Source organism: Microbacterium phyllosphaerae (genome assembly GCF_017876435.1).
Taxonomy (GTDB): domain Bacteria; phylum Actinomycetota; class Actinomycetes; order Actinomycetales; family Microbacteriaceae; genus Microbacterium; species Microbacterium phyllosphaerae.
Genome location: NZ_JAGIOA010000001.1, coordinates 3,217,521 through 3,241,060, shown reverse-complemented (window position 1 = coordinate 3,241,060; position 23,540 = coordinate 3,217,521). Strand labels below are relative to the sequence as shown.

The following is a 23,540-nucleotide window of genomic DNA, read 5'->3' as shown; positions in this document are numbered from 1 at the left end:
GAACGGGTAATATCGATGATCGCGCCGCTTTAGCTCAGTCGGCAGAGCATTTCACTCGTAATGAAAAGGTCGTCAGTTCGATTCTGACAAGCGGCTCCAGCAGGCCCCGTGATCTGAAAAGATCACGGGGCCTTATGGTTTCCTCCGACAGGCGCTCTCAGCGGCGGGTGCTCAGCGCCATCCTCACGCGCCGCCAGAAGGGCTCGGAACGGAATCCGGGCTCGTCTCGACGAGCGTGAGCAGACACCAGGACGGCAGTCGCACCGGTGACGATCGCGAACATCGGACCGACCCAGGGAGTCTGAGACGCCAACGCGAGACCACCCGCGGTGACCGCTCCGACGATGAGCGCGCCCGCTGCGACTCCCATCCACCGTGCCGGGCCGGCGAGAGGTGCGCCGAAGGACAAGCCGGCGCTCACGGCGAGAGCCGCTGTCGCGACGTAGACGACGGTGGCGAGCTGCGCCTCCGACATCAGCGACGCTCCTCTGAACGCGCGAGGCTCAGCACTTGATCCTCCAGATCACTCCCGGAATGGGAGCCGCGGTGAAGAACAGGCACGACTTCGGGCTGTCGCTCTGGGCGAGATTCGCCTGCACGCTCATGTATCCGGCGAATGCACCGCAGGCGACGGTGAATCCGGGGGCACCCCGTGCGAAGATCGCGCACATCGAGCCGGCAGCACCCAGGTCCCGGACCCGGGAGGTCTCGGTGCGAGAGAGTTTCATGCCCCAGGCTGGTGCGTACCAGATCCAGCTGGGATCGGCGACGATGGGGTATGCGGTCGATTCGTCGGCCTCGACCACCTGCACCAGCTCCTTTCCGTGGATCTCGTAGTGGGTGTCGACGCGGGCACCGTTCGCATCCACGGCCCAAGGCGCGTCGACATTGACGAAGTCGCCCGCGGCGTTGACGAACACGACTTCTCCGGTGTCGCTCTCGTACGGGCGGTAGCCCTGCATCCGGTAACCGAACTCATGCGCGCTCGATGGATCCGCGATCACCGTCTGCACGCGGGTCGAGCCGTCTGCCAGCGTCTGCACCGCGACGGCGTCGGCCGACCCGTCGGCGGCGGGGTAGACCACGGTTCCGTCGTCCGTCACGACCCCCGAGCCCACGGCGATCTCGTCGGGAAGGGCGATCCTCGCGGTCTGCGTCCCCTCAGCGCCCGCGACCGTGACGACGATGTCGCCGTCCGGCGAGAGCGGAACCACCGCGCTGGTGTCGTTCGCGCGCGTGAGCACCTGCCCGTCGTCGACGATGCCCGGCTCCGCCAGGTCGTTTGTGGGAGCGGCTGCCTCGATGGCCTCGGAGGCCTGCTCGGCGCGCGAGGTGTCATCCTCTGCCTGCGCGGGAGCGCCCATCGATGTCGCAAGTACGACCATGGTCAGGAGCGAGGCCACGAACCCCAGTTTTCTTCGTGCCACTGTTCTCACCTTTCTCTATACATGAAGACATTGTGTCTTCGTTCGGGGTCACTCTAAGCGTGTATGAGGTTTCCGATCTAAGACTCCTGGCCAAAGATCGTCGGCGTCCACGTGGACCTGTGGCCATTCTCCGCAGATCGCACGACGACGGATGCGGAACGCACAGGCGTACCCTCGAACCATGAGCAGAGCGCTTCTGATCGTCGATGTGCAGAACGACTTCACCGAGGGCGGTGCGGTGGCCGTCGAGGGCGGCGATGCGGTCGCATCCGCCGTCTCCGTCTTCCTCGAGGCCCACGCCGATGACTACGACGTGATCGTCGCGTCACGGGACTGGCACGACCCCGACGGGGACAACGGCGGTCACTTCGCCGAAGCCCCCGACTTCGTCGACACGTGGCCCGTCCACTGCGTCGCGGGCACGTACGGTGCCGAGTACGACCCGCTGCTGGTGGTCGACGCGGTCACGCACCACGTGCAGAAGGGTCAGGGGAAACCCGCCTACTCGATGTTCGAGGGTGCGACGGAGACGGGCGACACCGTCGCGGCGATCCTCACGAGCGCGGGCGTGCTCAGCGCGGATGTGGTCGGGATAGCCACCGACCACTGCGTCCGCGCATCCGCCCTCGACGCGATCGCGCACGGTGTGCAGGTGCGGATCCTCACCGACCTCATCGCCGGTGTCGCTCCCGAGTCGAGCGAGGCGGCGCTCGCAGAGCTCGCTCATGCGGGCGCCGCTCTGATCGACAGCGGCGCTGCGTGACGCGCAGCGCCCTGCTGCTGCGCGCGGTCAACGTCTCCGGGCGCAACCGTGTGCCGATGGCGGAGCTGCGGGAGGCGCTCGTCCCGGTGCTGGGGGAGGTGTCGACGTACATCGCGAGCGGGAACATCGTGTGCGCGCATCCGGACGATCCGTCATCCGCGTGCGCGGAGGTCCGCGCGCTCATCGCCCGCGAGTTCGGCGTCGACACTCCTGTGATCCTGCGGACCCACGAGGCGCTCGTGCGTGCCCTCGACTCGCACCCCTTCGACGGGGCATCCGAGAAGTTGCTGCACGCGATGTTCCTCGAAGGGCGCCCCGCGGTCGGGGCGATCGAAGAGTTGCAGCAGCGTCTCGTGCCGGGGGAGCGGATCGCGCTCGTCGGCGACGATCTCTGGATCGACTACGCCGAGGGCGGCGTGCACAGCACGAAGCTCACCAAGGCCGTGCTCGACCGTGCGCTCGGGGTCGCCGGCACGGCTCGCAACCTCCGCACGGTGCGGAAGCTCGCCGAGCTCACGGAATGAGCGGATCGACGTGCCGCGCGCCACGGCTGAGCGCAGTCGGGGGAACCTGCGGGTGCGACTGCAGGTCGACGCGGCGCGTTCCGCATTCGCCGCACCGCACGTAAAGGACGATGCCCTCGCTCGTCGGATGCCTCGACTCGACGCGCCAGGCGTGCTCGTGCGCGGTTCTGGTCGGGCGGGGGATCGGCAGGGTGTTCAGCGAGGTCATGCATCCAGCGTGATGTAATGGCCTTATGCATCTCAACCCTTACGGCGAGTATGCGGTGCTGCTGGCCGCATCGCTCGCCGACGACTTTCCCGCCGATCGCGCCGGGATCGAGGCGAGAACGCTCGAGATGGGCATGACGATGACATTCCCGCCCGCACCTGATGATCACGAGCGGGTGCGTGAGGTCATCGACGACTGGTTGCGGATCGTCGACGAGCGGGATCCCTCGGCGAGGGCCGACGTGCTCAACGCCCAGATGGCGAAGGCCGCGGCCTATCCACGCCTGACGAATCATGACGGCGAGGGATGGCACCTGCACTACCGAGACGACGTGCAGTCACTGCCGTACGTGCTCCGGGCGATCTTCGCGGTCGGCACCTCGCTGCACCTCGTCACGCGCGGCATGGATCGCCTCGGTCGCTGCGAGGCGTCGCCGTGCACGAACGTCGTCGTGGATGTGACGCGCAACGGTCGGCAGCGCTTCTGCTCGGTGCGCTGCGCGAACAGAGCGGCGGTCCGGCGTCACAGGGCGCGCGCGGGCGCCTGACACCGGACCGCCGGATGCTCGGTTCAGATCACGCGGTCTGCTCGGCGTGCCGCCCTTCGGCGACCTCTTCGATGAGCTTGGCGTTGAAAGCGGGCAGATCGTCGGGGGTGCGACTCGAGACGAGGCCCTCGTCGACCACGACCTCCTCATCGACCCAGGTCGCTCCGGCGTTGCGGAGGTCGGTCGCCAGACTCGGGTAGCTCGTGAGCGTGCGTCCGTCGACGACGCCGGCCTCGATCAGGATCCAGGCGCCGTGGCAGATGACGGCGACGGGCTTGTGCTGTTCGAAGAATGAGCGGGCGAGGTCGATCGACGGCTTGTCGAGGCGCAGGTGATCGGCGTTCACCACTCCGCCCGGAAGCACGAGCGCATCGAATTCGTCGGCCTTCGCCGTGTCGGAGGTCAGGTCGACGTGCTGCACATGACCGTTCTTGCCGGTGATCTGGAGTCCTTCGGGTGCGATCAGCGTGGCGCTCGCGCCCTCGCCCTGCACCGCTTCCCACGGACTGGTCAGCTCGCTGTCCTCGAATCCGTCTGTGGCCAGGAATGCCACTCGGCTGTCGGTGAGAGTCGCCATGATGCGTCCTTTCGTGGAGGTGGAGGTCCCGGTGGGGATGACTCGACACTCTCGCACGCGCCGGATGCCGTGAAGGGGGTGGCCGGATTGCTCCGGCGGTGATAACGGTGGGCCCCGTGGGGCTCGAACCCACGACCCGCGGATTAAAAGTCCGATGCTCTGCCAACTGAGCTAGAGGCCCGCCCCTTCAGTCTAGGGCGCAAAGAAGGAGCCGCTGACGACGTGTCGCCAGCGGCTCCTTCTCCATCTCACCGTCCTCCCCCTGAGTGGCGAGATGGTGTGTGCCGAGTCCTGCCTCGGCGTCCCATGGCTTACTCAGCCGGGGGCATCAGAACCGAGTCGATGAGGTACACGGTCGCGTTGGCGGTCTTGACGCCACCGCAGATGACGTTCGCGTCGTTGACCATGAGCTCGTCGCCGCTGCCGGTGACCTCGAGGTCAGCGCCCTGGACGGTGGCGTGCGTGCCGTCGATGTCCGAGGGGGCGATCTGGCCGGGGACCACGTGGTACGTCAGGATCGAGCTCAGCGTGGCGCTGTCGGTCTTGAGAGCCTCGATGGTGGCCGGGTCGATCTTGGCGAAAGCGTCGTCGACCGGGGCGAAGACGGTGAACTCGTCACCGTTCAGCGTGTCGACGAGGTTGACGTCGGGGTTGAGCTGACCGCTGACTGCGGCGACCAGGGTCTTGAGAAGCGGGTTGTTGGACGCGGCGGTGGCGACCGGGTCAAGAGCCATGCCCTCGACCGATCCTGCGCCGTCCGGCACTGCCTCTGCGTATGCGGCGCAGCCGGGGCCGACGAGGTCCGCGGCCGGGTCCATCGTCTCGGGAGCAGTCGTCTCGGACGACTCCGGTGCCGTCGACTCCGACGGCTCGTCGGTGGTTCCGCCCATGGAACATGCGGAGAGCAGGAATGCGCTCGCAAGGCCGAGGGTGATGGCTGCGGTGACCTTCTTCTTGGTGCTGAACATCTCGAGCTCCTTCAGAACTTTGCCACGGCCTCTCCGTGGCGTTGACAGCTGTTCGGAGCCCCTCCGAGATCGGATGGGAAATTCTCGAAAGAAATCTCAGACCGCCCCGATCCAATCCGTTTCGGGGGTCTGTCGCGAACAGCTTTCAACGAGAAGCACTTAAGAGGACACGAGGGCGACGCGGACGATGTCGGCGCCGGCCTTCTCCTCCACAACTTTTCCGTCACTTTCAGGTGGCGGTTGCAGGGGAAAGCGCGGGTATGCGGCATGCTGGTTGAGATGGTCATCGATGGGATGGACGTACCCGAAGACGGTACGCCGAGGGATGCTGTCGCTGACCTGCTCTTCCGCATCGGCGACGGAGATCAGCGCGCGTTCGCCGAGCTCTACGACTCGCTCTCGTCGAGAGTGTTCGGGCTCATTCTCCGTGTCCTCGTCAACCGCTCGCAGAGCGAAGAGGTGCTTCAGGAAGTTTTTCTGGAGATCTGGCAATCCGCTACGAAGTTCGCTCCGAACAAGGGGCAGGGAAGAACCTGGGTGATGACGATCGCGCACCGTCGTGCGGTCGACCGGGTACGGGCGTCCCAGTCCAGCGCGGACAGAGACGTACGGGCCGGGTTCAGGGATATCGGGGTCGCGCACGACAGTGTCGCGGAAACGGTGGAACTGGGCATCGAGAGCGAGAAGGTGGTTCACGCGCTCTCAGGTCTTCCCGAGGCACAGCGCGAAGCCCTCGTACTGGCCTACTACGGCGGATACAGTCAAAATGAAGTCGCGGCGCTCGTGGGAGCACCGCTGGGGACGATCAAGACACGGATGCGAGATGGGCTCTCGCGCCTGAGGACAGCTATGGGGGTGACGGCATGAACGAGCAGGAATTCGCGGAACTCGCGGCAGGAGCAGCGCTCGACGCGTTGTCGCCCGACGACCAGCAGCGGTATCACTCCGCACTCGCCGCGCACCCTGAGTGGCAGCGGATCGCCGATGAGGATGCCGACACTGCGGGACTCCTCTCGGGTGGGGCGGCCCCGGTCGTACCGTCGCCCGACATCCGTGCGGCGCTCCTCGCCCGCATCGCGATCACTCCACAGAACGGCGATGTGATCCAGACGGTCTCCGCACCGGACACCGTCCCCGAAGGACTCCCGGATGCCGACCAGAAGCCGCTCGGTGCGGAATCGACTCCCAAGGCTCCGGTCCGTCGTCTTCGCATCCTCTTCGCGCTCGCCGCGTGCCTCGCTCTGCTCGTCGGAGTGGGGGCCGGAACGGTCGCGATCAACACCTACCTGAATCGTCCGGCGAGCGTGATCGCCCTGCAGGACATCCAGTCGGCCGATGACGCTCAGCAGGCCTCCGTCACGCTCGAGAGCGGTGGTACGGCGACCGCGCACTGGTCGGCGTCGCTGGGCAAGTCCGTCCTGGTGACGGACGGCATCCCTGCGTTGCCCGAGGGTGAGACATACGAGCTCTGGTACGTCCGCGGAGACACTCCGGTGTCAGCCGGCGTGTTCGCCGCCGATGGCGGAGAAGCAACAGCCGCGCTCGCCGGCGACATGCACGCGGGCGATGTGATCGCCGTGACGGTGGAGCAGGCCGGAGGATCACCCTCGGGATCTCCGACCACCGACCCCGTCGTCGTGATCCCGACCGCCTGACACGGCGGATCGCGCGTACCCTGGACTGATGCCTGAGCAGTTCTCCCGTCCGGTGCGGCGACCCACCAGCTCCTTCGACAACATCGTCGGCACCCACGACCCTGCGGAGGAGACGCGGATCGCGCACGCGACCGCATCCGCTCTGCTGACGCGTGTGCGCGCCGACGAGAGTGGAGTGAGCGCCGATCGCCTCGTGGCGTTCACCGCGGAGCACGGCATCGACGAGATCGCGGAGCTGTGGTCGAAGGCGCCGTCTCGGACGCTCCCCGGAGCCCTGTGGCGCCTGTACCTGCTGCAGCTGGCGATCCACGGCGATCCGCAGACGGCGGCCCTGCTCTACGAGCGGGGTCGGGTCGAGCTGGCCTCGGCAGACGCGGTGATCGCCGGTGCGCCCGCTCCGGCGAGCCCGGATGAGCTGGTCGCGCTGATCGACACGATCCTGCGTGGCGCGTTCCGCGGCGACTTCGCCGTGGCGCTCGACCGGGCCGCGGCCTTCTGTCGGCTGCAGGCATCCGGGGCGACCCACACCGCCGACGACTACGAGGCCACCGAGCCGGCACGCGCGAGCGAGCTCACGACCAGGGCGCTGCGGCTGAGCAGCTACGCGCAGGATCTGTCTGCTTCAGCGGTGCTGTGGCGGATGGACGCACTGTCCTGAGCCCGCGACGGCCGCGAGAGGGCCAGCGCCCGGACATGAAAAGACCGGGCCGCAAGAACGCCTCTCGGCGGAAGGCCGCTCGCAGCGGCAAAAATTGGAGCCCGGGGTTATGCGGCCCGGCCACTCCAGTGTAACAAGATCGCACCGCTGCTATTCCCGGAGCCCTAGGCTCGGACCATGACCCGGCGCTTTGCTCTCATGATCGATCCTGCGGCCGCTGACGCCGACCGCTCCGACTTCGCAGACACGTTCACTCTCGTGGATGCGGCGGCTCCCGCCCTGAGCGTGGGCGAGCTGAGCGCCCAGCGCGGCGACGGCGTGTTCGAGTCGATCGGTGTCGTCGACGGGCATGCGCAGGAGGTGATCCCCCACCTCGAGAGGCTCGCGCACTCGGCGCAGCTGTGCGACCTGCCCCTGCCGAACCAGGCCCAGTGGCGCCAGGCGATCGAGCAGGCGGCGGCGCACTGCGAGCAGGGCGAGTACGTCATCAAGCTCATCCTGAGCAGGGGAGTGGAGCACGGGCCGACGCCGACCGCGTGGGCGACCGCGGCGCCGGCATCCGACTTCTCCGAGGTGCGCGAGCGGGGCATCCGCGTGGTGACCCTCGACCGCGGATACGACCTCGACGTCGCCGAGAACGCGCCGTGGCTGCTGCTCGGAGCGAAGACCCTCTCGTATGCGGTGAACATGGCGGCGCTGCGCGAGGCGCACCGGAGGGGAGCGGATGACGCGATCTTCCTCTCCCGCGACGGCTTCGTGCTCGAGGCGCCGACGGCGTCGCTGATCCTGCGTCTGGGAGATCGATTCGTCACACCTGCGCCGAACGGCGGCATCCTGCACGGAACGACCCAGCTCAGCGTCTACGAGTATCTCGCGGGCCGCGGCTCGGATGCGGAGTACGGCACGATCCCGGCATCCGACCTCTCGCGTGCGGATGCCGCATGGCTCGTCTCGAGTGTGCGACTCGCCGCCCCGATCACCGCGGTCGACGGGGTCGAACTGCCGGTCGACCACGCTCTCACGGCCGAGCTGAACCGGTACCTGCTCTCGCCCCGCGACTGACCCCGGCCGGCTTCCGACCCACATCCGGGCAGACGAGTGAGGGCCCGACGCCGCAGCGTCGAGCCCTCACCTCATGAACCGGCGGATGCTTATCCGAAGCGGCCCGAGACGTAGTCTTCGGTCGCCTGCACGGACGGGGTGGTGAACATCGTGCGGGTGTCGTCGTACTCGATGAGCTTGCCGGGCTTGCCGGTGCCGGCGATGTTGAAGAAGGCCGTCTTGTCGGAGACGCGGCTGGCCTGCTGCATGTTGTGCGTCACGATGACGACCGTGTACTGGGTCTTGATCTCGGCGATGAGCTCCTCGATCGCGAAGGTCGAGATGGGGTCGAGGGCCGAGCAGGGCTCGTCCATGAGGATCACGTCGGGTGAGACGGCGATCGCACGCGCGATGCAGAGACGCTGCTGCTGACCGCCGGAGAGGCCGGAGCCGGGGCGGTCGAGGCGGTCCTTGACCTCGTTCCAGAGGTTCGCGCCGCGCAGCGACTTCTCGACGAGTGCGTCCTGGTCGCTCTTCGCCATGCGCGTGTTGTTGAGCTTGACGCCCGCGAGCACGTTCTCCTTGATCGACATCGTCGGGAACGGGTTCGGACGCTGGAACACCATGCCGACCTGGCGACGCACCAGCACGGGGTCGACTCCGGCGCCGTAGAGGTTCTTGCCGTCGATCAGCACCTCGCCCTCGACGCGCGCACGGGGGATGACCTCGTGCATGCGGTTGAGCGTGCGCAGGAACGTGGACTTGCCGCAGCCGGACGGGCCGATGAATGCGGTCACGGTGTTGGGCTTGATGTCGATGCTGACGCCTTCGACGGCGAGGAAGTCGCCGTAGTAGACGTTGAGGTCGTTGACTTCGATGCTCTTTGACACGTGGGAATCCTTCTTGTTCAGTCTGGTAATGACGGCTCAGCGGCCGTTGATCTTGGGAGCGAACACCTTGGCGATGATGCGGGCGAGCAGGTTCAGCACCATCACGATCACGATCAGGGTGAGGGCTGCGGCCCATGCGCGTTCGAGGTAGGCGTCGACGGGGATGCCCGGGTACTTGGCCTGCATGTACGAGAACACCGGTAGTGTCGCCATCTGCCCGCCGAACATGTTCAGGTTCATGCCCTGCACGATTCCGACGGTGAGCAGCAGCGGCGCGGTCTCGCCGATCACGCGCGAGATGGCGAGCATGATGCTGGTCAGGATTCCCGCGATCGCGGTGGGCAGCACGACCTTGAGGATCGTCAGCCACTTCGGCACGCCGAGCGCGTAGGCGGCCTCGCGGAGTTCGTTCGGGACGATCCGCAGGAGCTCCTCCGAGCCGCGCACGACCACGGGGATCATCAGCACCGACAGGGCGAGCGAGCCCATGATGCCCATCCGGGTGCCGGGGCCGACGATCAGCGAGAACACCGAGTAGATGAACAGACCGGCGACGATCGATGGGATGCCTGTCATGACGTCGACGAGGAACGTGATGCCGCGGGCGAGCTTGCGACCCTCTCCGTACTCGACGAGGTAGATCGAGGTCATCAGACCGATCGGCACCGAGATGATCGTGGCGCCGAGGGTGATGAGGAGCGTGCCCCAGACGGCGTGCACGGCGCCGCCGCCCTCGCCGACGATGTTGCGCATCGAGAAGCTGAAGAACTCGCCGTCGAACCGCATGAGGCCGTTGACGACCACGGTGTAGAGCAGCGAGATCAGGGGGAGGAGCGCGACCACGAATGCGCCGGACACCAGCGCTGTCATGAGGCGGTCGATCGCGTGGCGGCGGCTCTCGACCACGGTGGAGATCACGAGGATCAGAGCCATGTAGAAGATGAGGCCGACCACGAGGGTGAGCGCGATGTTGAAGTCGGCGGGATCGTTGCCCGCGTTGACGAAGGCGAAGATCGTGGCCGATACGACGAAGGCGACCAGCAGGAGCGCCCAGGGCGCCCACTTGGGCAGGTGTCCCGCCGACGTGCTGTGCACCGGAGCCGCGACGGACGCGGAGGAGGGCGAGGGCGTGAGGGTGGCGGTCATGTCAGTTGGCTCCCGAGAACTCGGCACGGCGCGAGACGATCCAGCGGGCCACGAAGTTGACCGCGAAGGTGACGATGAAGAGGATCAGACCCGCCGCGATGAGCGTGTTGACGCCCTCGTCATGGGCCTCGGGGAACCGCAGTGCGATGATCGCGGGGATCGTGGTGGGGTTCTCCGGGTTGATGAGGTTGAACGTGATGATGCCCAGAGGCGAGAGCACGAGGGTGACGGCCATGGTCTCGCCGAGCGCGCGGCCGAGTCCGAGCATGGCACCCGACACCATTCCGCTGCGTGCGAAGGGCAGCACGGCCATCCGGACCATCTCCCAGCGGGTGGCTCCGAGCGCGAGAGCGGCCTCCTCGTGGAGCTTCGGCGTCTGGAGGAACACCTCACGGCAGATCGCGGTCATGATCGGCAGGATCATCACGGCGAGGACGAGGGATGCGGTGAGGATCGTCTTTCCCGTGCCCGAGGGCGTGCCGCTGAAGATCGGGATCCAGCCGAGGTTCTCGTTGAGCCACTTGTAGAAGGGCACGAGCATCGGAGCGAAGGTGAGGGCTCCCCAGAGGCCGAAGACGACGGACGGGACGGCCGCGAGCAGGTCGATGATGTAGCCGAGGAAGCCGGCGAGGCGCCGCGGGGCGTAGTGCGAGATGAACAGCGCGATGCCGATCGCGATGGGTGCCGCGATCACCAGGGCGATGAAGCTCGACCACAGCGTTCCGAAGACGAACGGCCAGACCCAGGACAGGAACGACTGGCCCTCGAGGATGTGGTTGCCGCTCGTGTCTGCCGAGAGCGCAGGGATCGACTGCACGATGAGGAACAGCGCGACGGCGGCGAGCGTGACGAGGATGATGATTCCCGCGGCCAGCGCGGTGCCCGAGAAGACGAGGTCTCCCCGTCGGCGCAGCTTGGGGGGTGTCCCGGCTGAACGGGTGGTATCGGGACCCGTTGTGGTTGTGGACATCGGAGCGACTCCAGGCTCTGAGGGACTTTCGGGGGTTTTCATGCGGGTGCCCCCGGGTGTCGGTCGAGTCCTCTCGACCGACACCCGGGGGCGTCGGACCGGGGCTCAGCGGTGGGCTGAGCCGTCGGTCACTCCGTGACGATCGCGTCGATCGCGGTGCTGATCTGGTCGCGCAGGCTGTCCGAGATCGGCGCGCTGCCGGCGGCCTCGGCTGCGGCATCCTGGCCCTCGGCCGAGGCGACGTACTCGAAGTACGCCTTCACGAGGCCGGCGGTCTCGGCGTCGTCGTACTCGACGCAGCCGATGAGGTACGACACGAGCGCGATCGGGTAGGAGCCTGCCGGTGCGGCGGCCGGGTCGACGGCGAACGCGAGGTCGTGGTCCGAGCGGCCCTCCTCGAGCGGCGATGCCTCGACGAGCGCGGCTGCGGCGTCTGCCGAGTAGGGGACGTACTCGCCCTCGACCTCGACGGCGACCTGTCCGAGCTCGGAGGTGCGCGACGCGTCGGCGAAGCCGATGTAGCCGGAGCCGTTGGTGATCGCGTCGACGACGCCCGAGGTGCCGTCGCCGGCCTCGCCGGTCTGCAGCGGCCACTCGTCGCTGGGCTCGTAGGTCCACACGTCGGGGGCGACGGCGCTGAGGTACTTGGTGAACGTCTCCTGCGTGCCCGAGGGGTCGGAGCGGTGCACGGTCACGATGGCCTGGTCGGGCAGGTCGACGCCCTCGTTCTGCGAGGCGATCGCGTCGTCGTTCCACTTGGTGATGGTGCCCGCGAAGATCTTGGCGATGGTCTCGCCGTCGAGGTTCAGCTCGTCGACGCCCTCGAGGTTGAAGGCGACGGCGACCGGGGAGATGTAGACGGGGATCTCGACGATCTCGTCGGATGCGCAGGAGCCGAAGCCGCCCGCGGCGAGCTCGTCGGCGTTGAACGCACGGTCCGAGCCGATGAAGTTCGACGAGCCGGCGATGAAGTTCTCGCGGCCGGTGCCCGATCCGGTGGCGGTGTAGTTGACCGTGGTGTCAGGGTTCGCGGTCTGGAACGCGGCGACCCACGACTGCTGCGCGGCCTCCTGCGACGAGGCGCCGGTGGCCTCGATGGTGCCCGAGAGGGTGGACTCGGCGGGCGCGTCGGTGGAGCCGCCGGTGCCGCCTTCGTTCGCGGCACAGCCGGCGAGAGCGAGAGCGGCGACGGCGCCGATGGCGCCGATACGTGCGATTCGGGAGATCTTCACTGTGGATCCTTCGATCATGGATGGGTGGGGCCCGGTGCAGGGCACACAGTGACGCTATGCGCGACGGTTAACGAGACTCTCCCGGGCAGGTGAACGGAAGGTGAACGGCGCGCGACTCTCTGGGGTGGGCGCCCGGACGCACTCGTGCCTCGCTCCGACGCCGGAGAACGGTCAGACCTTGGGGATGTGCGTCTCGATCGCGATGATCCCGGAGCCCGGGTTCGAGGCCGACAGATGCACCACGGAGAACGCGGCGGGTTCGAGGTCGGCGGCGCTGCTCACGTACGAGCCGCGGATGGTTCCGGTCGCGAGGGCGATCTCGGAGAGGATGCCGGGAAGCACCGGTCCGTGGCTGCACAGCACCGCCGGCTTGCCCGATCGCACCCGGCGACCGATCACCGATCGCAGGTCGTCCTCGCCGTCCTCCCATGCGTCCTGACTGATCTTCGACGTCTGCACCGTCTTGCGGTCGAGGGCTTTCGCGAGCGGCGTGACGGTCTGCACGCAGCGCACGGCGTCGCTCGTGACGATCTTGCGGACGCCGAAAGCCCGGAGTGGGCCGACGATGGATTTCGCCTGCTGCCGCCCGCGGTCGGTCAAGGGACGTGCGGCATCACTGCCTTCCCAGTCCGAGCGGGAGAGAGCCTTGGCGTGCCTGAGGGCGATGATCGGGAACGTGCGCAGCACGCCGTCGTCGACCAGCTTCGCGAAGAAGTCGAGGATCTCGAGGTCGACGGGGTAGCTCAGGCGCGCCCGCGCCTTCTTCACGCTGACCCACTCCAGGGCGGCGATCTCGCGGTTCGGAACGAACGTGGAGGCCCGGATGGCGTCGGCCGTGGCCTCGGCCGCCCAGTAGTGCACGACCTTCTGCTTGCTCGAGGGCAGGTGGTAGCGGCTCACACCGACGGGCACCCCGAGCGAGACGCGGATGCCCGTCTCCTCGTGCACCTCGCGCACCGCGGTCTCGGCGAGCATCTCGCCCGGGTCGACCTTGCCCTTGGGCAGGGTGATGTCCTTGTACTTGGTCCGGTGGATCAGCAGGATCCGCAGTTTGCCGTCGATGAGGCGCCAGACGACGGCCCCGGCCGCGTACACGGCCTTGTCCGTCCACTTCGAGCGCGTCGCCTCGGCCGTCGAGGGGGGAGTCATCGCACCGCCCGAGCGCGACGGCGCCGCTGGATCAACCCCATGGTCTTGTCCTGCAGATCGATGAGCGGCTTGCCGTCGGCATCCTCGGAGTGCCGTGTCCAGACACCGTCCGCGCCCAGGTGCCACGACGTGGTGCCCGGGTCCATGGCCAGGTCGAAGAAGTCGAGCAGATCCTTCATGTGGCCCGGGTCGGTCACCCTGACCAGGGCCTCGACGCGGCGGTCGAGGTTGCGGTGCATCATGTCGGCGCTGCCGATGTAGACCTGATCGTCGCCGTCGTTGTGGAAGGCGAAGATGCGCGAGTGCTCGAGGTAGCGGCCCAGGATGCTGCGGACGGTGATGTTGTCGCTGACGCCTTCGAGGTCGGTACGCAGGCTGCAGATGCCTCGCACCCACACATCGACCTTCACGCCGGCCGTGCTCGCCCGGTACAGCGCGTCGATGACCTCTTCGTCGACCATCGAGTTGACCTTGATGCGGATGCTCGCGGGCTTGCCGTCCTCGGCGTTGCGACGCTCATGGTCGATCTGACGCACGAGTCCCTTGCGCAGGTGCAGCGGCGCGACGAGGAGGCGCTTGAACTTCTTCTCGATCGCGTAGCCGCTGAGCTCGTTGAACAGACGGGTGAGGTCCTTGCCGACCTGCGCGTCGGTCGTGAAGAGCCCGAAGTCCTCGTAGATGCGGCTGGTCTTCGGGTTGTAGTTGCCGGTGCCGATGTGCGAGTAGTGGCGCAGCACGCCGTCCTCCTCGCGGATCACGAGAGCGAGCTTGCAGTGCGTCTTCAGCCCCACGAGGCCGTAGACCACGTGCACGCCCGCCTTCTCGAGCTTGCGCGCCCAGACGATGTTGTTGGCCTCGTCGAACCGGGCCTTGACCTCGACGAGGGCCAGCACCTGCTTGCCCGCCTCTGCGGCGTTGATCAGCGCCTCCACGATCGGGCTGTCGCCCGAGGTGCGGTAGAGCGTCTGCTTGATGGCGAGCACGTGCGGATCGCGGGCCGCCTGCTCGAGGAACGAGACCACACTCGTCGTGAAGGACTCGTACGGGTGGTGGACGAGCACATCCGACTTGCGGATCGCCTTGAAGATGTCGGCGCGCGTGTTGCTGCCGGTGGGCTGGAAGGCGACCGCAGTGGTGGGCAGGTGCGGCGGGTAGCGCAGGTCGGGTCGGTCGATGCGCGACAGGTCGAACAGACCCCGCAGATCGAGCGGCCCGGGGAGACGGTAGATCTCCTGATCCGTGATCTCGAGCTCGCGCACCAGGAGGTCCATCGTGACCTCGTCCATGTCGTCGGTGATCTCGAGCCGGATCGGCGGGCCGAAGCGGCGACGCAGCAGCTCGGCCTCGAGCGCCTGGATGAGGTTCTCGCTCTCATCCTCCTCGATCTCGACGTCTTCGTTGCGGGTGAGCCGGAACGCGTGGTGGTCGAGGACCTCCATGCCGGGGAACAGGTCGCCGAGATGGTTGGCGATGAGCTCCTCGAGCGTGAGGAAGCGCTTGATCTCGCCCGAGCCCGGCACCTCGACGAAGCGGGGCAGCATGGGCGGCACCTTGAGGCGGGCGAACTCCTGGCGACCGGTGCGGGCGTTGCGGATGCGGATCGCGAGGTTGAGCGACAGGCCCGAGATGTACGGGAACGGATGCGCGGGGTCGACGGCCAGCGGCATGAGCACCGGGAACACCTGGGCGCCGAAGTACTCGGAGAGCTTGGCGCGCTCCTCGTCGGTGAGCTCGGACCATTCGGTGATCTCGATTCCCGACTCCGCGAGTGCCGGGCGCACGAGCGACGTCCAGGCCTCGGCGTGGCGCAGCTGCAGCGCGTGCGCCTCGCGGGCGATGTCCGCGAGGGCATCGGCGGGGGAGCGGCCGATGTTGGTGGGGACGGCGAGGCCCGTGATGATGCGTCGTTTGAGGCCGGCGACCCGCACCATGAAGAACTCGTCGAGGTTGCTGGCGAAGATCGCGAGGAAGTTCGCGCGCTCGAGCTCGGGCAACGACGGATCTTCGGCGAGCTCCAACACGCGCTGGTTGAACGCGAGCCAGCTCAGCTCGCGATCGAGGTAGCGGTGGTCGGGCAGGAGCGCGTCCGGGGACTCGACGGCATCGAAGTCGTCGTCTTCAGCGTCACCGAGACCTGCGTCGGCGAGAGCGGGATCGATCATGGGGTACATCTAAGCACCGTGAGGTGACGCGCGCGTGAACGGACGCGTCATCCGTCACCGTGCCGCGGCCACCGTCTCGTCGTCGTAGACGTTGAACCGGTAGCCGACGTTGCGCACGGTGCCGATGATCTGCTCCTGGTCGCCGAGCTTCGCGCGGAGGCGCCGCACGTGCACGTCGACCGTCCTGGTGCCGCCGAAGTAGTCGTAGCCCCACACCTCGCTGAGCAGCTGCTCACGGGTGAACACGCGCGACGGGTGGGTGGCGAGGAAGTGCAGGAGCTGGAACTCCTTGTATGTGAGATCCAGGGGGCGGCCGCGGAGCTTCGCCGAATACGACTGCTCGTCGATGGTGACGCCCGAGGCCTGCACGCGGGACGGCTCGGCGACCTCGTCGCGGCGGGCGAGAGCGAGGCGCACACGGGCATCGGTCTCTGCCGGCCCCGCGGTCGAGAGCAGCACGTCGTCGATCCCCCACTCGCCGGAGAGCGCGCTCATGCCGCCCTCCGTGACGACGAGCAGCAGCGGAGCATCCTGACCCGTGGCGCGCAGCAGACGGCAGAGCGACTTCGCGGCGACGAGGTCGAGACGCCCGTCGACGATCACGATGTCGTAGTCGGGGGCGTTCACGAGTTGGGCGGGCTCGGCCGGAATCTGGCGCACTCGATGGCTGAGAAGCTCGAGTGCGGGAAGGACCTGCTCCGAGACCGGAGCATTGGTCAACACCAGGACCTGGGCCACACGCACTCCTTCCGGACGGCGGGGTACGCCGTGCCGCAATGATACCGGGCGCCGATGGGTGACAATGGACTCATGTCGGAACCAGCACTCGCACCGCGTAACGCCCTCGGCGGCGTGCTCGTCGTCTGGGCGGTCGCCTTCGTCGCCTCCATCGCGGTGGGAATCTTCGTGCCGGAGGAGTGGCGCGTGCCGTGGCTTCTCGTGGCCTTCGGCGGCATCGTGCTGCTCTCGTTCGCCGTGCAGCTCTGGCAGGGGCGCACCCAGGGATTCATCTTCCGCGTGGGCGGCAGCGCGATCGGAGCGCTGCTTCTGATGGGTGTGATCTCGGTCGGCTTCGGCCTCGCCGCGCTCGTCACCTGAGACCCGGACGAGACACTGAGGCTCCGACGAGACACCCGCGCGCACGGAGGGTAAAGTGATGGTCATGGATCTCATGGCGCTCGAACTCTTCTTCATCGGCCTTCTGGGTCTTGCGAGCCTCGCGATCGTCTTCGTCTCGGTCGTGGTGCTGCGCAACCTCTTCCGCGGCCAGCGCTGAGCACGTCGTGCTCGATCTGCCCACAGACCTCCCCGCAGACCTCGCGCCGTTCGCATGGCTGATCGGCGTGTGGGAGGGGACAGGCGTCATCGACTATCCGGTCGGCGATGACCGCCTGCAGGGCGAGTTCACCCATCGGGTGAGCTTCAGCCACGACGGCGGTCCGTTCCTGAACTACTCGGCCACCGCGACGTTCACCGGTGACGATCAGGCCGTCTCCATCCCGCTCGTCGCCGAGACCGGGTTCTGGCGACTCAGCCGTCCGGCGACCGACGCCGATCCGGGCCCTGCCCTGCTGCCGCCGCTGAGCGAGCCCGTGACCCGCGGAGTCGACGACGTCGAGGAGCTGCGCGCCGCATCGGGCGGTTTCCCGATCGAGGTCTCCATCGCCCATGCCGACGGGACGCTCGAGCTCTACCTCGGCGAGATCGCCGGACCGCGCATCGACATCGCGTCCGACGCGATCGTCCGCGGTGCGGGAGCCAAGGAGTACGGCGCCGCGACGCGCATGTACGGCCTCGTCGACAATCACCTCCTCTGGGCCTGGGACATCGCGGCCCTCGGAACTCCCATGCGGGCGCACGCATCCGCTCGACTGGCCAAGGTCTGACATGACCGGATTCTCCGACATCTCCGGCGCCGTGATCGGCGAGAACGGGATCGATCATTTCGGCGACGCGTTCCGCGAGCAGCGTCGTCTCGCGGCAGGCTCCGCGGTGGTGCCGCTCGGCGACCGGACGGTCATCGAGGTCGCAGGCCCTGAGCGGCTGGGGTGGCTCGACTCGATCACCTCGCAGTCCGTCGGTCGGCTCGCACCCGGCGAGAGCACCGAGCTCCTGGTGCTCGACCCTCAGGGGCGCGTCGAGCATGCGGCCGGCGTCGTGGACGACGGCTCGTCGACGTGGCTGATCGCGGATGCCGCCGATGCCGAGGCGCTCGCGACGTGGCTGACCCGCATGAAGTTCCGCACGCAGGCCACGGTCGAGGTGCGCACCGATCTCACTCTGCTCGGTTTCGTCGACGGCGGTGCCGCTGCCGATCGCGTGCTCGCCGCGGCATCCGCTCCCGCTGACGTCCCGCTCGTGTGGGTCGACCCCTGGCAGCGCGTGAGCGCCGGTGGCCACCAGTACGCCGAGATCGCCGATCACCCCGGCGCCGAGCTCGCCTGGCGTGTCGCGATCGTGACCGACGAGGCCGCCGACGCGTTCGCCGCGACGGCGTCGTCCGACGAAGTCGCGGGACTCCTCGCGGCCGAGGCGCTGCGCATCGCCGCCTGGCGTCCGCGCTGGTCCGCCGAGGTCGACGAGCGTTCGCTGCCCCACGAGTCCGACTGGATCCGCACGGCCGTGCACCTGAACAAGGGCTGCTACCGCGGCCAGGAGACGGTCGCGAAGGTCCACAACCTCGGTCACCCTCCTCGGCGCCTCGCCGCTCTCCACCTCGACGGCAGCGAAGCCGTGCTCCCCGCCGTCGGCGATCCGGTGCTGTCCGGCGACGATGAGGTCGGGCACATCACGTCCGTCGCGCGTCACCATGAGGACGGACCGATCGCGCTCGCGATCCTCTCGCGCCGCACCCCGATCGGTGACCTCGTCGTGCGGGCGGAGGGAGCAGACATCGCTGCGACGCAGCAGGTCATCGTTCCCGCGGACGCCGGAGCAACGGCCGACATCCCGCGGCTCACGCGGCTGTCACGGCGCCCGAGTGCGCCGGATCCCCGCCGGGCGAGCTGAGCGCCGGGCCGCGAGCCGGGTCTCGCCTCAGGGGAGTGGTGCGACCGCATCCCACGGGAGCGTGATCTCACCCAGCCGCCACCGGGTCTTGCCTCCGAGCACCGGCCAGCCCTGGTCGCGAAGGGCTGCGACGGCCGCGAGGAACCGCTGGGTCGCCCCGAACGTCGACAGAGCCGCCGCCCTGTCCCACTCGCGGTCGAGATCCACGAGCAGCGCATGCACCCGTTCGCCGGGCACGTTGCGGTGGATCAGGGCCTTCGGCAGACGCTCGGCGACGATGCTCGGATGCTCGAGGTCGGCGAGCCGCAGCGAGATCGTGAACCGCTGAGGCGCCCCGGTCCGGTCGACATCGACCCAGCTCGACACACGCCCGATCTCGTCGCAGGTGCCCTCGACGAGCAGGCCGTCGGGTGAGAGCCTCGCCGTCATCGTGCGCCAGGCGGCGGCGACGTCGACCTCGTCGTACTGGCGCAGCACGTTCATCGCGCGGATCACCGCGGGTCGTCGTCCTGCGGGCAGCGGCACCTCGAACCCTCCGCGGGCGAACGACACCCTGAGATCGGGGGAGAAAGGCGTGCGGCCCGCCTGCACCTCGACGAGCTGCCGCTCCGCCGTCGCCACCCTGGCCGGGTCGATCTCGAGGCCGCGCACCTCGGCATCCGTCCGCACACGCTGCAGGCGCGTCGCGAGCTCGAACGCGGTGACGCCGCTGGCTCCGTAGCCGAGGTCGATCACGAGCGGATCGGCCGCACGACGGAAGGCGGGGCTCGCGGCGATCCATCGGTCGTTGCGTCGCAGCCGGTTCGTCCCGGTGGTGCCGCGGGTCGGCCGACCGAGAGGAGATGACGCCATGCGTCAATCCTCGCAGGGCTCGGGCGTGGACGCGTCGAGTTGCGCCGATAAACTGGGCGCATGACTTCGAAGCGCACCCTGATCCTGCTCCGTCACGGCCGGAGCGAGTGGAACGAACTGAACCTCTTCACCGGATGGGTGGACGTCCGCCTGAACGAGCAGGGCAGGAACGAGGCGCGCCGAGGTGGTGAGCTGCTGGCCGAGGCCGGCATCCTGCCCGACGTGCTGCACACCTCGCTGCTCAGCCGCGCCATCCAGACCGCCAACATCGCCCTCGACGCCGCAGACCGCCTGTGGATCCCGGTGACGCGCTCGTGGCGCCTCAACGAGCGCCACTACGGCGCCCTGCAGGGCAAGGACAAGGCGCAGACGCTCGAGGAGTTCGGTCCCGAGCAGTTCCAGCTGTGGCGTCGCTCGTTCGACGTGCCGCCGCCCGTGCTCGACGACGACAGCGAGTTCAGCCAGGTGCACGACGTGCGCTACGCGGGAATCGACGGCGAGGTGCCGCGCACCGAGTCGCTCAAGCTCGTCATCGACCGTCTGCTGCCGTACTGGAACGACGCGATCGTCCCCGACCTCGAGGCGGGCAAGACCGTCCTCGTCACCGCGCACGGCAACTCGCTGCGCGGACTCGTGAAGCACCTCGAGGGCATCAGCGACGACGACATCGCCGAGCTGAACATCCCCACGGGCATCCCGCTGGTGTACGAGCTCGACGAGAACAACGTGCCCACGGGCCCCGGTCGCTACCTCGACCCCGAGGCCGCCGCGGCCGGTGCCGCAGCGGTCGCCGCGCAGGGCAAGAAGTAAGAACACACACGAAGGGGGCGGATGCTGTCAGCATCCGCCCCCTTCGTCTGCCCCGTGAGGATCAGGCGTGGCCGAGCTCCTGCTGCTGCTCGATCGCCAGGGCGATGTCCTCTTCCTCGATGCGCCAGTCGCCCGTCGCCAGGTAGATGACCTTCTTCGCGACGGCGACCGCGTGGTCGGCGAAGCGCTCGTGGTAGCGGCTGGCGAGGGTGGCGTCGACGGTCGCGGTGGCCTCGCCCTTCCAGTTGTCGCTGAGCACCTTCTCGAACACGCTGGCGTGCAGCTCGTCGATGTCGTCGTCGGTGTTGCGGATGGTGTCGGCAAGCTTCAGATCCTGGGTGCGCAACAGCTCGGAGAGCGTGCGCGAGATCTCGACGTCGAGCTCGCCCATCTTCGTGAAGGTGCCCTTGAGGCCCTTCGGGATCGCGCGCTCGGGGAAGCGCAGGCGCGCGAGCTGGGCGATGTGCTCGGACATGTCGCCCATGCGCTCGAGCGAGGCGCTGACGCGCAGTGCGGTGACCACGACGCGCAGGTCGCGGGCGACCGGCTGCTGGCGGGCGAGGATCTCGATCGCCTGCTCGTCGAGTCGCACGGCGAGCTCGTCGATCTTGGCGTCATCGGCGATGACCTCTTCGGCCAGCTCGACGTCGCTCGTGGCGAACGAGCGGGTGGCCTTGTCGATGGAGACCGTGACGAGGTCGGCGATCTCCACGAGGCGGGACTGCAGGTCCTCGAGGGACTGGTGGAAGACTTCGCGCATGTCGGCGCAACCTTTCATTCGGGTCTCGGCTGTGTGTCAACGCGAGACGGCTGGGTCGTCCGCGCGAGAGGAGCGCAGCGCTCCCGCACAGGCCCGAAAGCGATTGTCTGCTTCGAAGGTTAACGAACGGTGCCCAGCACGTGAATAGTACTTCTCGCCTTGCCGCCAGGGCAGGTGAACCCGCCGATCGGCAGGTGAACGCACTCTACGCTGGGGTTATGACCCTGCCGCAGATCGCGCTGCTCGCGTTGGCCGTCGGCCTCGTGATCGGCATCGGCCTCTCCCTCCTCGTGGCGTGGGCGTACCGCGCGAGGGCGCGGGTGGCCGAGGAGACCTCGCTCGCGGTGCCCGACGGCGTCACCGCGGTACTCGGCAGCATGGACGACGCGGCGTGCGTGGTCGACTCGTCGGGTCTCGTGCTCGCAGTGTCGAAGGCGGCGACGCGCTTCGGCATCGAGGTGGGGGCGCCTCTCGAGAACCCCGAGCTCCGCCAGTTGGTGCGCGGCGGCCGGAGTGAGGGTGGATCGGCCTCCGAGTCCATGCGCCTGACGCGAGGCGGACTCAGCCTCGACCCTCGCCTGGTCTCGGCCCGTGCGAGTGTGATCAGCCCGCGCATGACCCTGCTGATCATCCGCGACGTCACCGAGCAGGAGCGCCTCGACCAGATGCGCCGCGACTTCGTGGCGAACACCAGCCACGAGCTCAAGACGCCGGTGGGCGCCGTCACCCTGCTGGCCGAGGCCATCGAGTCGGCGGCCGACGATCCCGCTCAGGTGCGTCACTTCGCCACGCGCATCTCTGCCGAGGCCTCGCGTCTCGGCCAGCTGACCGGCCGCATCATGAGCCTGTCGAGGCTGCAGGCGGAGGATGCCCTGTCGGATGTGCGACCGGTCGCGATCGACGAGGTGCTCGCCACCGCCCTCGAGGCGCACGTCGTGCAGGCCGACTCGGCCGGAGTCGAGATCGCGCGCGGCGGAGACAGGGGAGTGTGGGTACGAGGCGACTCGCAGATCCTCATCGAGGCGTTCGGCAACCTGATCGCCAACGCGATCGCGTACTCGCCGAAGGGGTCTCGTGTCGGCATCGGCGTGAAGGCCGACGAGGGCGTCGTCGAGATCGCCGTCTCGGACCAGGGCATCGGCATCGCCGAGGGCGACCGCGAGCGGATCTTCGAACGCTTCTATCGCGCGGACGAGGCGCGGTCGCGCCGCACGGGTGGCACCGGGCTCGGACTCTCGATCGTCAAGCACGCCACCCAGCGACACGGCGGCGAGGTGCGGCTGTGGTCGCGCCCCGGACGCGGATCGACCTTCACCATCAGGCTTCCGAGGATCGACGCTCCCCCGAGCATCGACAAGGACAAGAAGAACAAGAAGAAGCGCGAGCGCAAAGCGGCGAAGGCCGCGGCTCGCGTCCGAAACGGAGAGAACGCATGACCCGCATCCTTCTCGTCGAAGACGAACCCGACCTCGCCGACCCGCTCGCGTACCTGCTGCGCCGCGAGGGCTACGAGGTCGAGATCGCTGAGGACGGCCCCGGCGCTCTGACGGCGTTCCGCGAGCGCGGCGCCGACGTCGTGCTGCTCGACCTCATGCTGCCTGGCATGCCCGGCACCGAGGTGTGCCGGCAGATCCGCTCGACCTCGGCCGTGCCGATCATCATGGTCACCGCCAAGGACTCCGAGGTGGACATCGTGGTGGGGCTCGAGCTCGGCGCCGACGACTACGTCACCAAGCCGTACTCGTCGCGCGAGCTGCTGGCCCGGATGCGGGCGGTGCTGCGTCGGGTCGTGCAGGCCGAGAGCGAGCTCGACGAGCGCGTGCTCGACGGCGGGCGCGTCTCGCTCGACATCGACCGGCACACGGTGTCGGTCGCGGGCCAGCAGATCAACATGCCGCTGAAGGAGTTCGAGCTGCTCGAGGTGCTGATGCGCAACTCGGGGCGCGTGCTCACCCGAGGCCAGCTCATCGACCGGGTCTGGGGCAGCGACTACTTCGGCGACACCAAGACGCTCGACGTGCACATCAAGCGCATCCGCTCGCGCATCGAGGAGAACCCGGGCGAGCCGGTGATGCTCGTGACCGTGCGCGGACTCGGCTACCGCTTCGAGGGCTGAGTCGGCACCCTCTCGGATCGCAGAAGAGGCCGGCACCCCACGGGGTGCCGGCCTCTTCGTCACGCTGTGGTGCGGA

Annotated in this window: 27 protein-coding genes and 2 tRNA genes; 14 read left to right on the top strand and 15 right to left on the bottom strand. The window is 68.1% G+C overall.

The features are described 5' to 3' along the window. Positions 1–23: 23 nt before the first annotated feature. A tRNA-Thr gene (locus tag JOF42_RS15395) sits at positions 24–99 on the top strand. A 58-nt stretch (positions 100–157) separates the two neighbouring features. Here JOF42_RS15395 and JOF42_RS15390 read toward each other — a convergent pair. Both JOF42_RS15390 and JOF42_RS15385 read right to left on the bottom strand, forming a co-directional pair. Beyond that, positions 158–475 carry a hypothetical protein gene (locus tag JOF42_RS15390; RefSeq protein WP_210098627.1) on the bottom strand — a complete coding sequence of 106 codons (318 nt, stop codon included), beginning with the start codon at positions 473–475 and terminating at the stop codon, positions 158–160. 28 nt (positions 476–503) lie between these two features. Then, positions 504–1,403, bottom strand: coding sequence for a hypothetical protein (locus JOF42_RS15385; protein ID WP_210098626.1), 900 nt, complete (start codon positions 1,401–1,403; stop codon positions 504–506). 205 nt (positions 1,404–1,608) lie between these two features. On the opposite strand from JOF42_RS15385, the gene JOF42_RS15380 reads away from it, so the two are divergent. Next, positions 1,609–2,190 (top strand): isochorismatase family protein, encoded by a 582-nt coding sequence (locus JOF42_RS15380; protein ID WP_210098625.1) that lies wholly within the window; start codon positions 1,609–1,611, stop codon positions 2,188–2,190. Beyond that, positions 2,187–2,714: a DUF1697 domain-containing protein gene (locus tag JOF42_RS15375; RefSeq protein WP_210098624.1), complete on the top strand. Its 528-nt coding sequence runs from the start codon at positions 2,187–2,189 to the stop codon at positions 2,712–2,714. The genes JOF42_RS15380 and JOF42_RS15375 overlap by 4 nt, the downstream gene beginning before the upstream one ends. Here JOF42_RS15375 and JOF42_RS15370 read toward each other — a convergent pair. Further along, positions 2,704–2,922 carry a hypothetical protein gene (locus JOF42_RS15370; RefSeq protein ID WP_210098623.1) on the bottom strand — a complete coding sequence of 73 codons (219 nt, stop codon included), beginning with the start codon at positions 2,920–2,922 and terminating at the stop codon, positions 2,704–2,706. The two genes, JOF42_RS15375 and JOF42_RS15370, sit on opposite strands and share 11 nt — an antisense overlap. Positions 2,923–2,947: 25 nt before the next feature. Here JOF42_RS15370 and JOF42_RS15365 point away from each other — a divergent pair, with 25 nt between their 5' ends. Next, on the top strand, positions 2,948–3,469 hold the full coding sequence (locus tag JOF42_RS15365) for a CGNR zinc finger domain-containing protein (protein WP_210098622.1): 522 nt from the start codon (positions 2,948–2,950) through the stop codon (positions 3,467–3,469). A gap of 28 nt (positions 3,470–3,497) precedes the next feature. On the opposite strand, the gene JOF42_RS15360 is transcribed toward JOF42_RS15365, so the two are convergent. The 3 genes from JOF42_RS15360 to JOF42_RS15350 form a co-directional block, all read right to left on the bottom strand. Then, positions 3,498–4,046: a type 1 glutamine amidotransferase domain-containing protein gene (locus JOF42_RS15360; protein ID WP_210098621.1), complete on the bottom strand. Its 549-nt coding sequence runs from the start codon at positions 4,044–4,046 to the stop codon at positions 3,498–3,500. A gap of 108 nt (positions 4,047–4,154) precedes the next feature. Further along, positions 4,155–4,227: transfer RNA gene (locus JOF42_RS15355), tRNA-Lys, on the bottom strand. A gap of 130 nt (positions 4,228–4,357) precedes the next feature. Further along, positions 4,358–5,014, bottom strand: a complete 657-nt coding sequence (locus JOF42_RS15350; RefSeq protein ID WP_210098620.1) for a fasciclin domain-containing protein — start codon at positions 5,012–5,014, stop codon at positions 4,358–4,360. A 267-nt stretch (positions 5,015–5,281) separates the two neighbouring features. On the opposite strand from JOF42_RS15350, the gene sigK reads away from it, so the two are divergent. The 4 genes from sigK to JOF42_RS15330 all read left to right on the top strand — a co-directional run bounded on the left by sigK (position 5,282) and on the right by JOF42_RS15330 (position 8,389). Further along, positions 5,282–5,881, top strand: coding sequence for an ECF RNA polymerase sigma factor SigK (gene sigK, locus JOF42_RS15345; RefSeq protein WP_210098619.1), 600 nt, complete (start codon positions 5,282–5,284; stop codon positions 5,879–5,881). Next, on the top strand, positions 5,878–6,669 hold the full coding sequence (locus JOF42_RS15340; protein WP_210098618.1) for an anti-sigma factor: 792 nt from the start codon (positions 5,878–5,880) through the stop codon (positions 6,667–6,669). Before sigK ends, JOF42_RS15340 begins: the two co-directional genes overlap by 4 nt. A gap of 28 nt (positions 6,670–6,697) precedes the next feature. Further along, complete coding sequence (locus tag JOF42_RS15335; protein WP_210098617.1) at positions 6,698–7,327, top strand: DNA-directed RNA polymerase subunit beta; 630 nt, start codon at positions 6,698–6,700, stop codon at positions 7,325–7,327. Between the two features lie 177 nt (positions 7,328–7,504). Next, complete coding sequence (locus JOF42_RS15330; RefSeq protein ID WP_210098616.1) at positions 7,505–8,389, top strand: aminotransferase class IV; 885 nt, start codon at positions 7,505–7,507, stop codon at positions 8,387–8,389. Positions 8,390–8,478: 89 nt separating this feature from the next. Here the strand turns inward: JOF42_RS15330 and pstB are convergent, their stop codons facing one another. From pstB to JOF42_RS15295, 7 genes are all read right to left on the bottom strand, one after another. Then, entirely contained in the window at positions 8,479–9,258 is a 780-nt protein-coding gene (pstB, locus tag JOF42_RS15325) for a phosphate ABC transporter ATP-binding protein PstB (protein ID WP_210098615.1), read from the bottom strand. A 36-nt stretch (positions 9,259–9,294) separates the two neighbouring features. Then, a complete protein-coding gene (pstA, locus tag JOF42_RS15320) occupies positions 9,295–10,404 on the bottom strand; it encodes a phosphate ABC transporter permease PstA (protein ID WP_210098614.1) in 1,110 nt (369 codons plus the stop codon). A 1-nt stretch (position 10,405) separates the two neighbouring features. Continuing rightward, a complete protein-coding gene (pstC, locus tag JOF42_RS15315; protein WP_210098613.1) occupies positions 10,406–11,374 on the bottom strand; it encodes a phosphate ABC transporter permease subunit PstC in 969 nt (322 codons plus the stop codon). A gap of 128 nt (positions 11,375–11,502) precedes the next feature. Further along, complete coding sequence (gene pstS / locus JOF42_RS15310; protein ID WP_210098612.1) at positions 11,503–12,606, bottom strand: phosphate ABC transporter substrate-binding protein PstS; 1,104 nt, start codon at positions 12,604–12,606, stop codon at positions 11,503–11,505. A gap of 171 nt (positions 12,607–12,777) precedes the next feature. Beyond that, positions 12,778–13,755: an NUDIX hydrolase gene (locus JOF42_RS15305; protein WP_210098611.1), complete on the bottom strand. Its 978-nt coding sequence runs from the start codon at positions 13,753–13,755 to the stop codon at positions 12,778–12,780. Next, positions 13,752–15,917, bottom strand: a complete 2,166-nt coding sequence (locus JOF42_RS15300; protein ID WP_210098610.1) for an RNA degradosome polyphosphate kinase — start codon at positions 15,915–15,917, stop codon at positions 13,752–13,754. The genes JOF42_RS15305 and JOF42_RS15300 overlap by 4 nt, the downstream gene beginning before the upstream one ends. Before the next feature lie 54 nt (positions 15,918–15,971). Continuing rightward, positions 15,972–16,655 carry a winged helix-turn-helix transcriptional regulator gene (locus JOF42_RS15295; RefSeq protein WP_210098609.1) on the bottom strand — a complete coding sequence of 228 codons (684 nt, stop codon included), beginning with the start codon at positions 16,653–16,655 and terminating at the stop codon, positions 15,972–15,974. A 72-nt stretch (positions 16,656–16,727) separates the two neighbouring features. On the opposite strand from JOF42_RS15295, the gene JOF42_RS15290 reads away from it, so the two are divergent. The 3 genes from JOF42_RS15290 to ygfZ all read left to right on the top strand — a co-directional run bounded on the left by JOF42_RS15290 (position 16,728) and on the right by ygfZ (position 18,926). Then, a complete protein-coding gene (locus tag JOF42_RS15290) occupies positions 16,728–17,015 on the top strand; it encodes a hypothetical protein (RefSeq protein WP_210098608.1) in 288 nt (95 codons plus the stop codon). 185 nt (positions 17,016–17,200) lie between these two features. Continuing rightward, on the top strand, positions 17,201–17,803 hold the full coding sequence (locus tag JOF42_RS15285; protein WP_210098607.1) for a nitrobindin family protein: 603 nt from the start codon (positions 17,201–17,203) through the stop codon (positions 17,801–17,803). Position 17,804: 1 nt separating this feature from the next. Beyond that, the gene (ygfZ, locus tag JOF42_RS15280) at positions 17,805–18,926 is read left to right on the top strand and encodes a CAF17-like 4Fe-4S cluster assembly/insertion protein YgfZ (protein WP_210098606.1); all 1,122 of its coding nucleotides are present in this window, start codon (positions 17,805–17,807) and stop codon (positions 18,924–18,926) included. 27 nt (positions 18,927–18,953) lie between these two features. On the opposite strand, the gene JOF42_RS15275 is transcribed toward ygfZ, so the two are convergent. After that, positions 18,954–19,778, bottom strand: a complete 825-nt coding sequence (locus JOF42_RS15275; RefSeq protein WP_210098605.1) for a class I SAM-dependent methyltransferase — start codon at positions 19,776–19,778, stop codon at positions 18,954–18,956. A gap of 60 nt (positions 19,779–19,838) precedes the next feature. Between JOF42_RS15275 and JOF42_RS15270 the strand changes: the two genes are divergently transcribed. Then, positions 19,839–20,588, top strand: a complete 750-nt coding sequence (locus tag JOF42_RS15270) for a phosphoglyceromutase (RefSeq protein ID WP_210098604.1) — start codon at positions 19,839–19,841, stop codon at positions 20,586–20,588. 61 nt (positions 20,589–20,649) lie between these two features. Here JOF42_RS15270 and phoU read toward each other — a convergent pair whose 3' ends face one another. Beyond that, the gene (gene phoU, locus JOF42_RS15265) at positions 20,650–21,348 is read right to left on the bottom strand and encodes a phosphate signaling complex protein PhoU (RefSeq protein ID WP_210098603.1); all 699 of its coding nucleotides are present in this window, start codon (positions 21,346–21,348) and stop codon (positions 20,650–20,652) included. Between the two features lie 218 nt (positions 21,349–21,566). Between phoU and JOF42_RS15260 the strand changes: the two genes are divergently transcribed. Together JOF42_RS15260 and JOF42_RS15255 are read left to right on the top strand one after the other, a co-directional pair. Beyond that, complete coding sequence (locus JOF42_RS15260; protein WP_210098602.1) at positions 21,567–22,784, top strand: sensor histidine kinase; 1,218 nt, start codon at positions 21,567–21,569, stop codon at positions 22,782–22,784. Then, entirely contained in the window at positions 22,781–23,464 is a 684-nt protein-coding gene (locus JOF42_RS15255) for a response regulator (protein ID WP_210098601.1), read from the top strand. The genes JOF42_RS15260 and JOF42_RS15255 overlap by 4 nt, the downstream gene beginning before the upstream one ends. Positions 23,465–23,540: the final 76 nt, after the last annotated feature.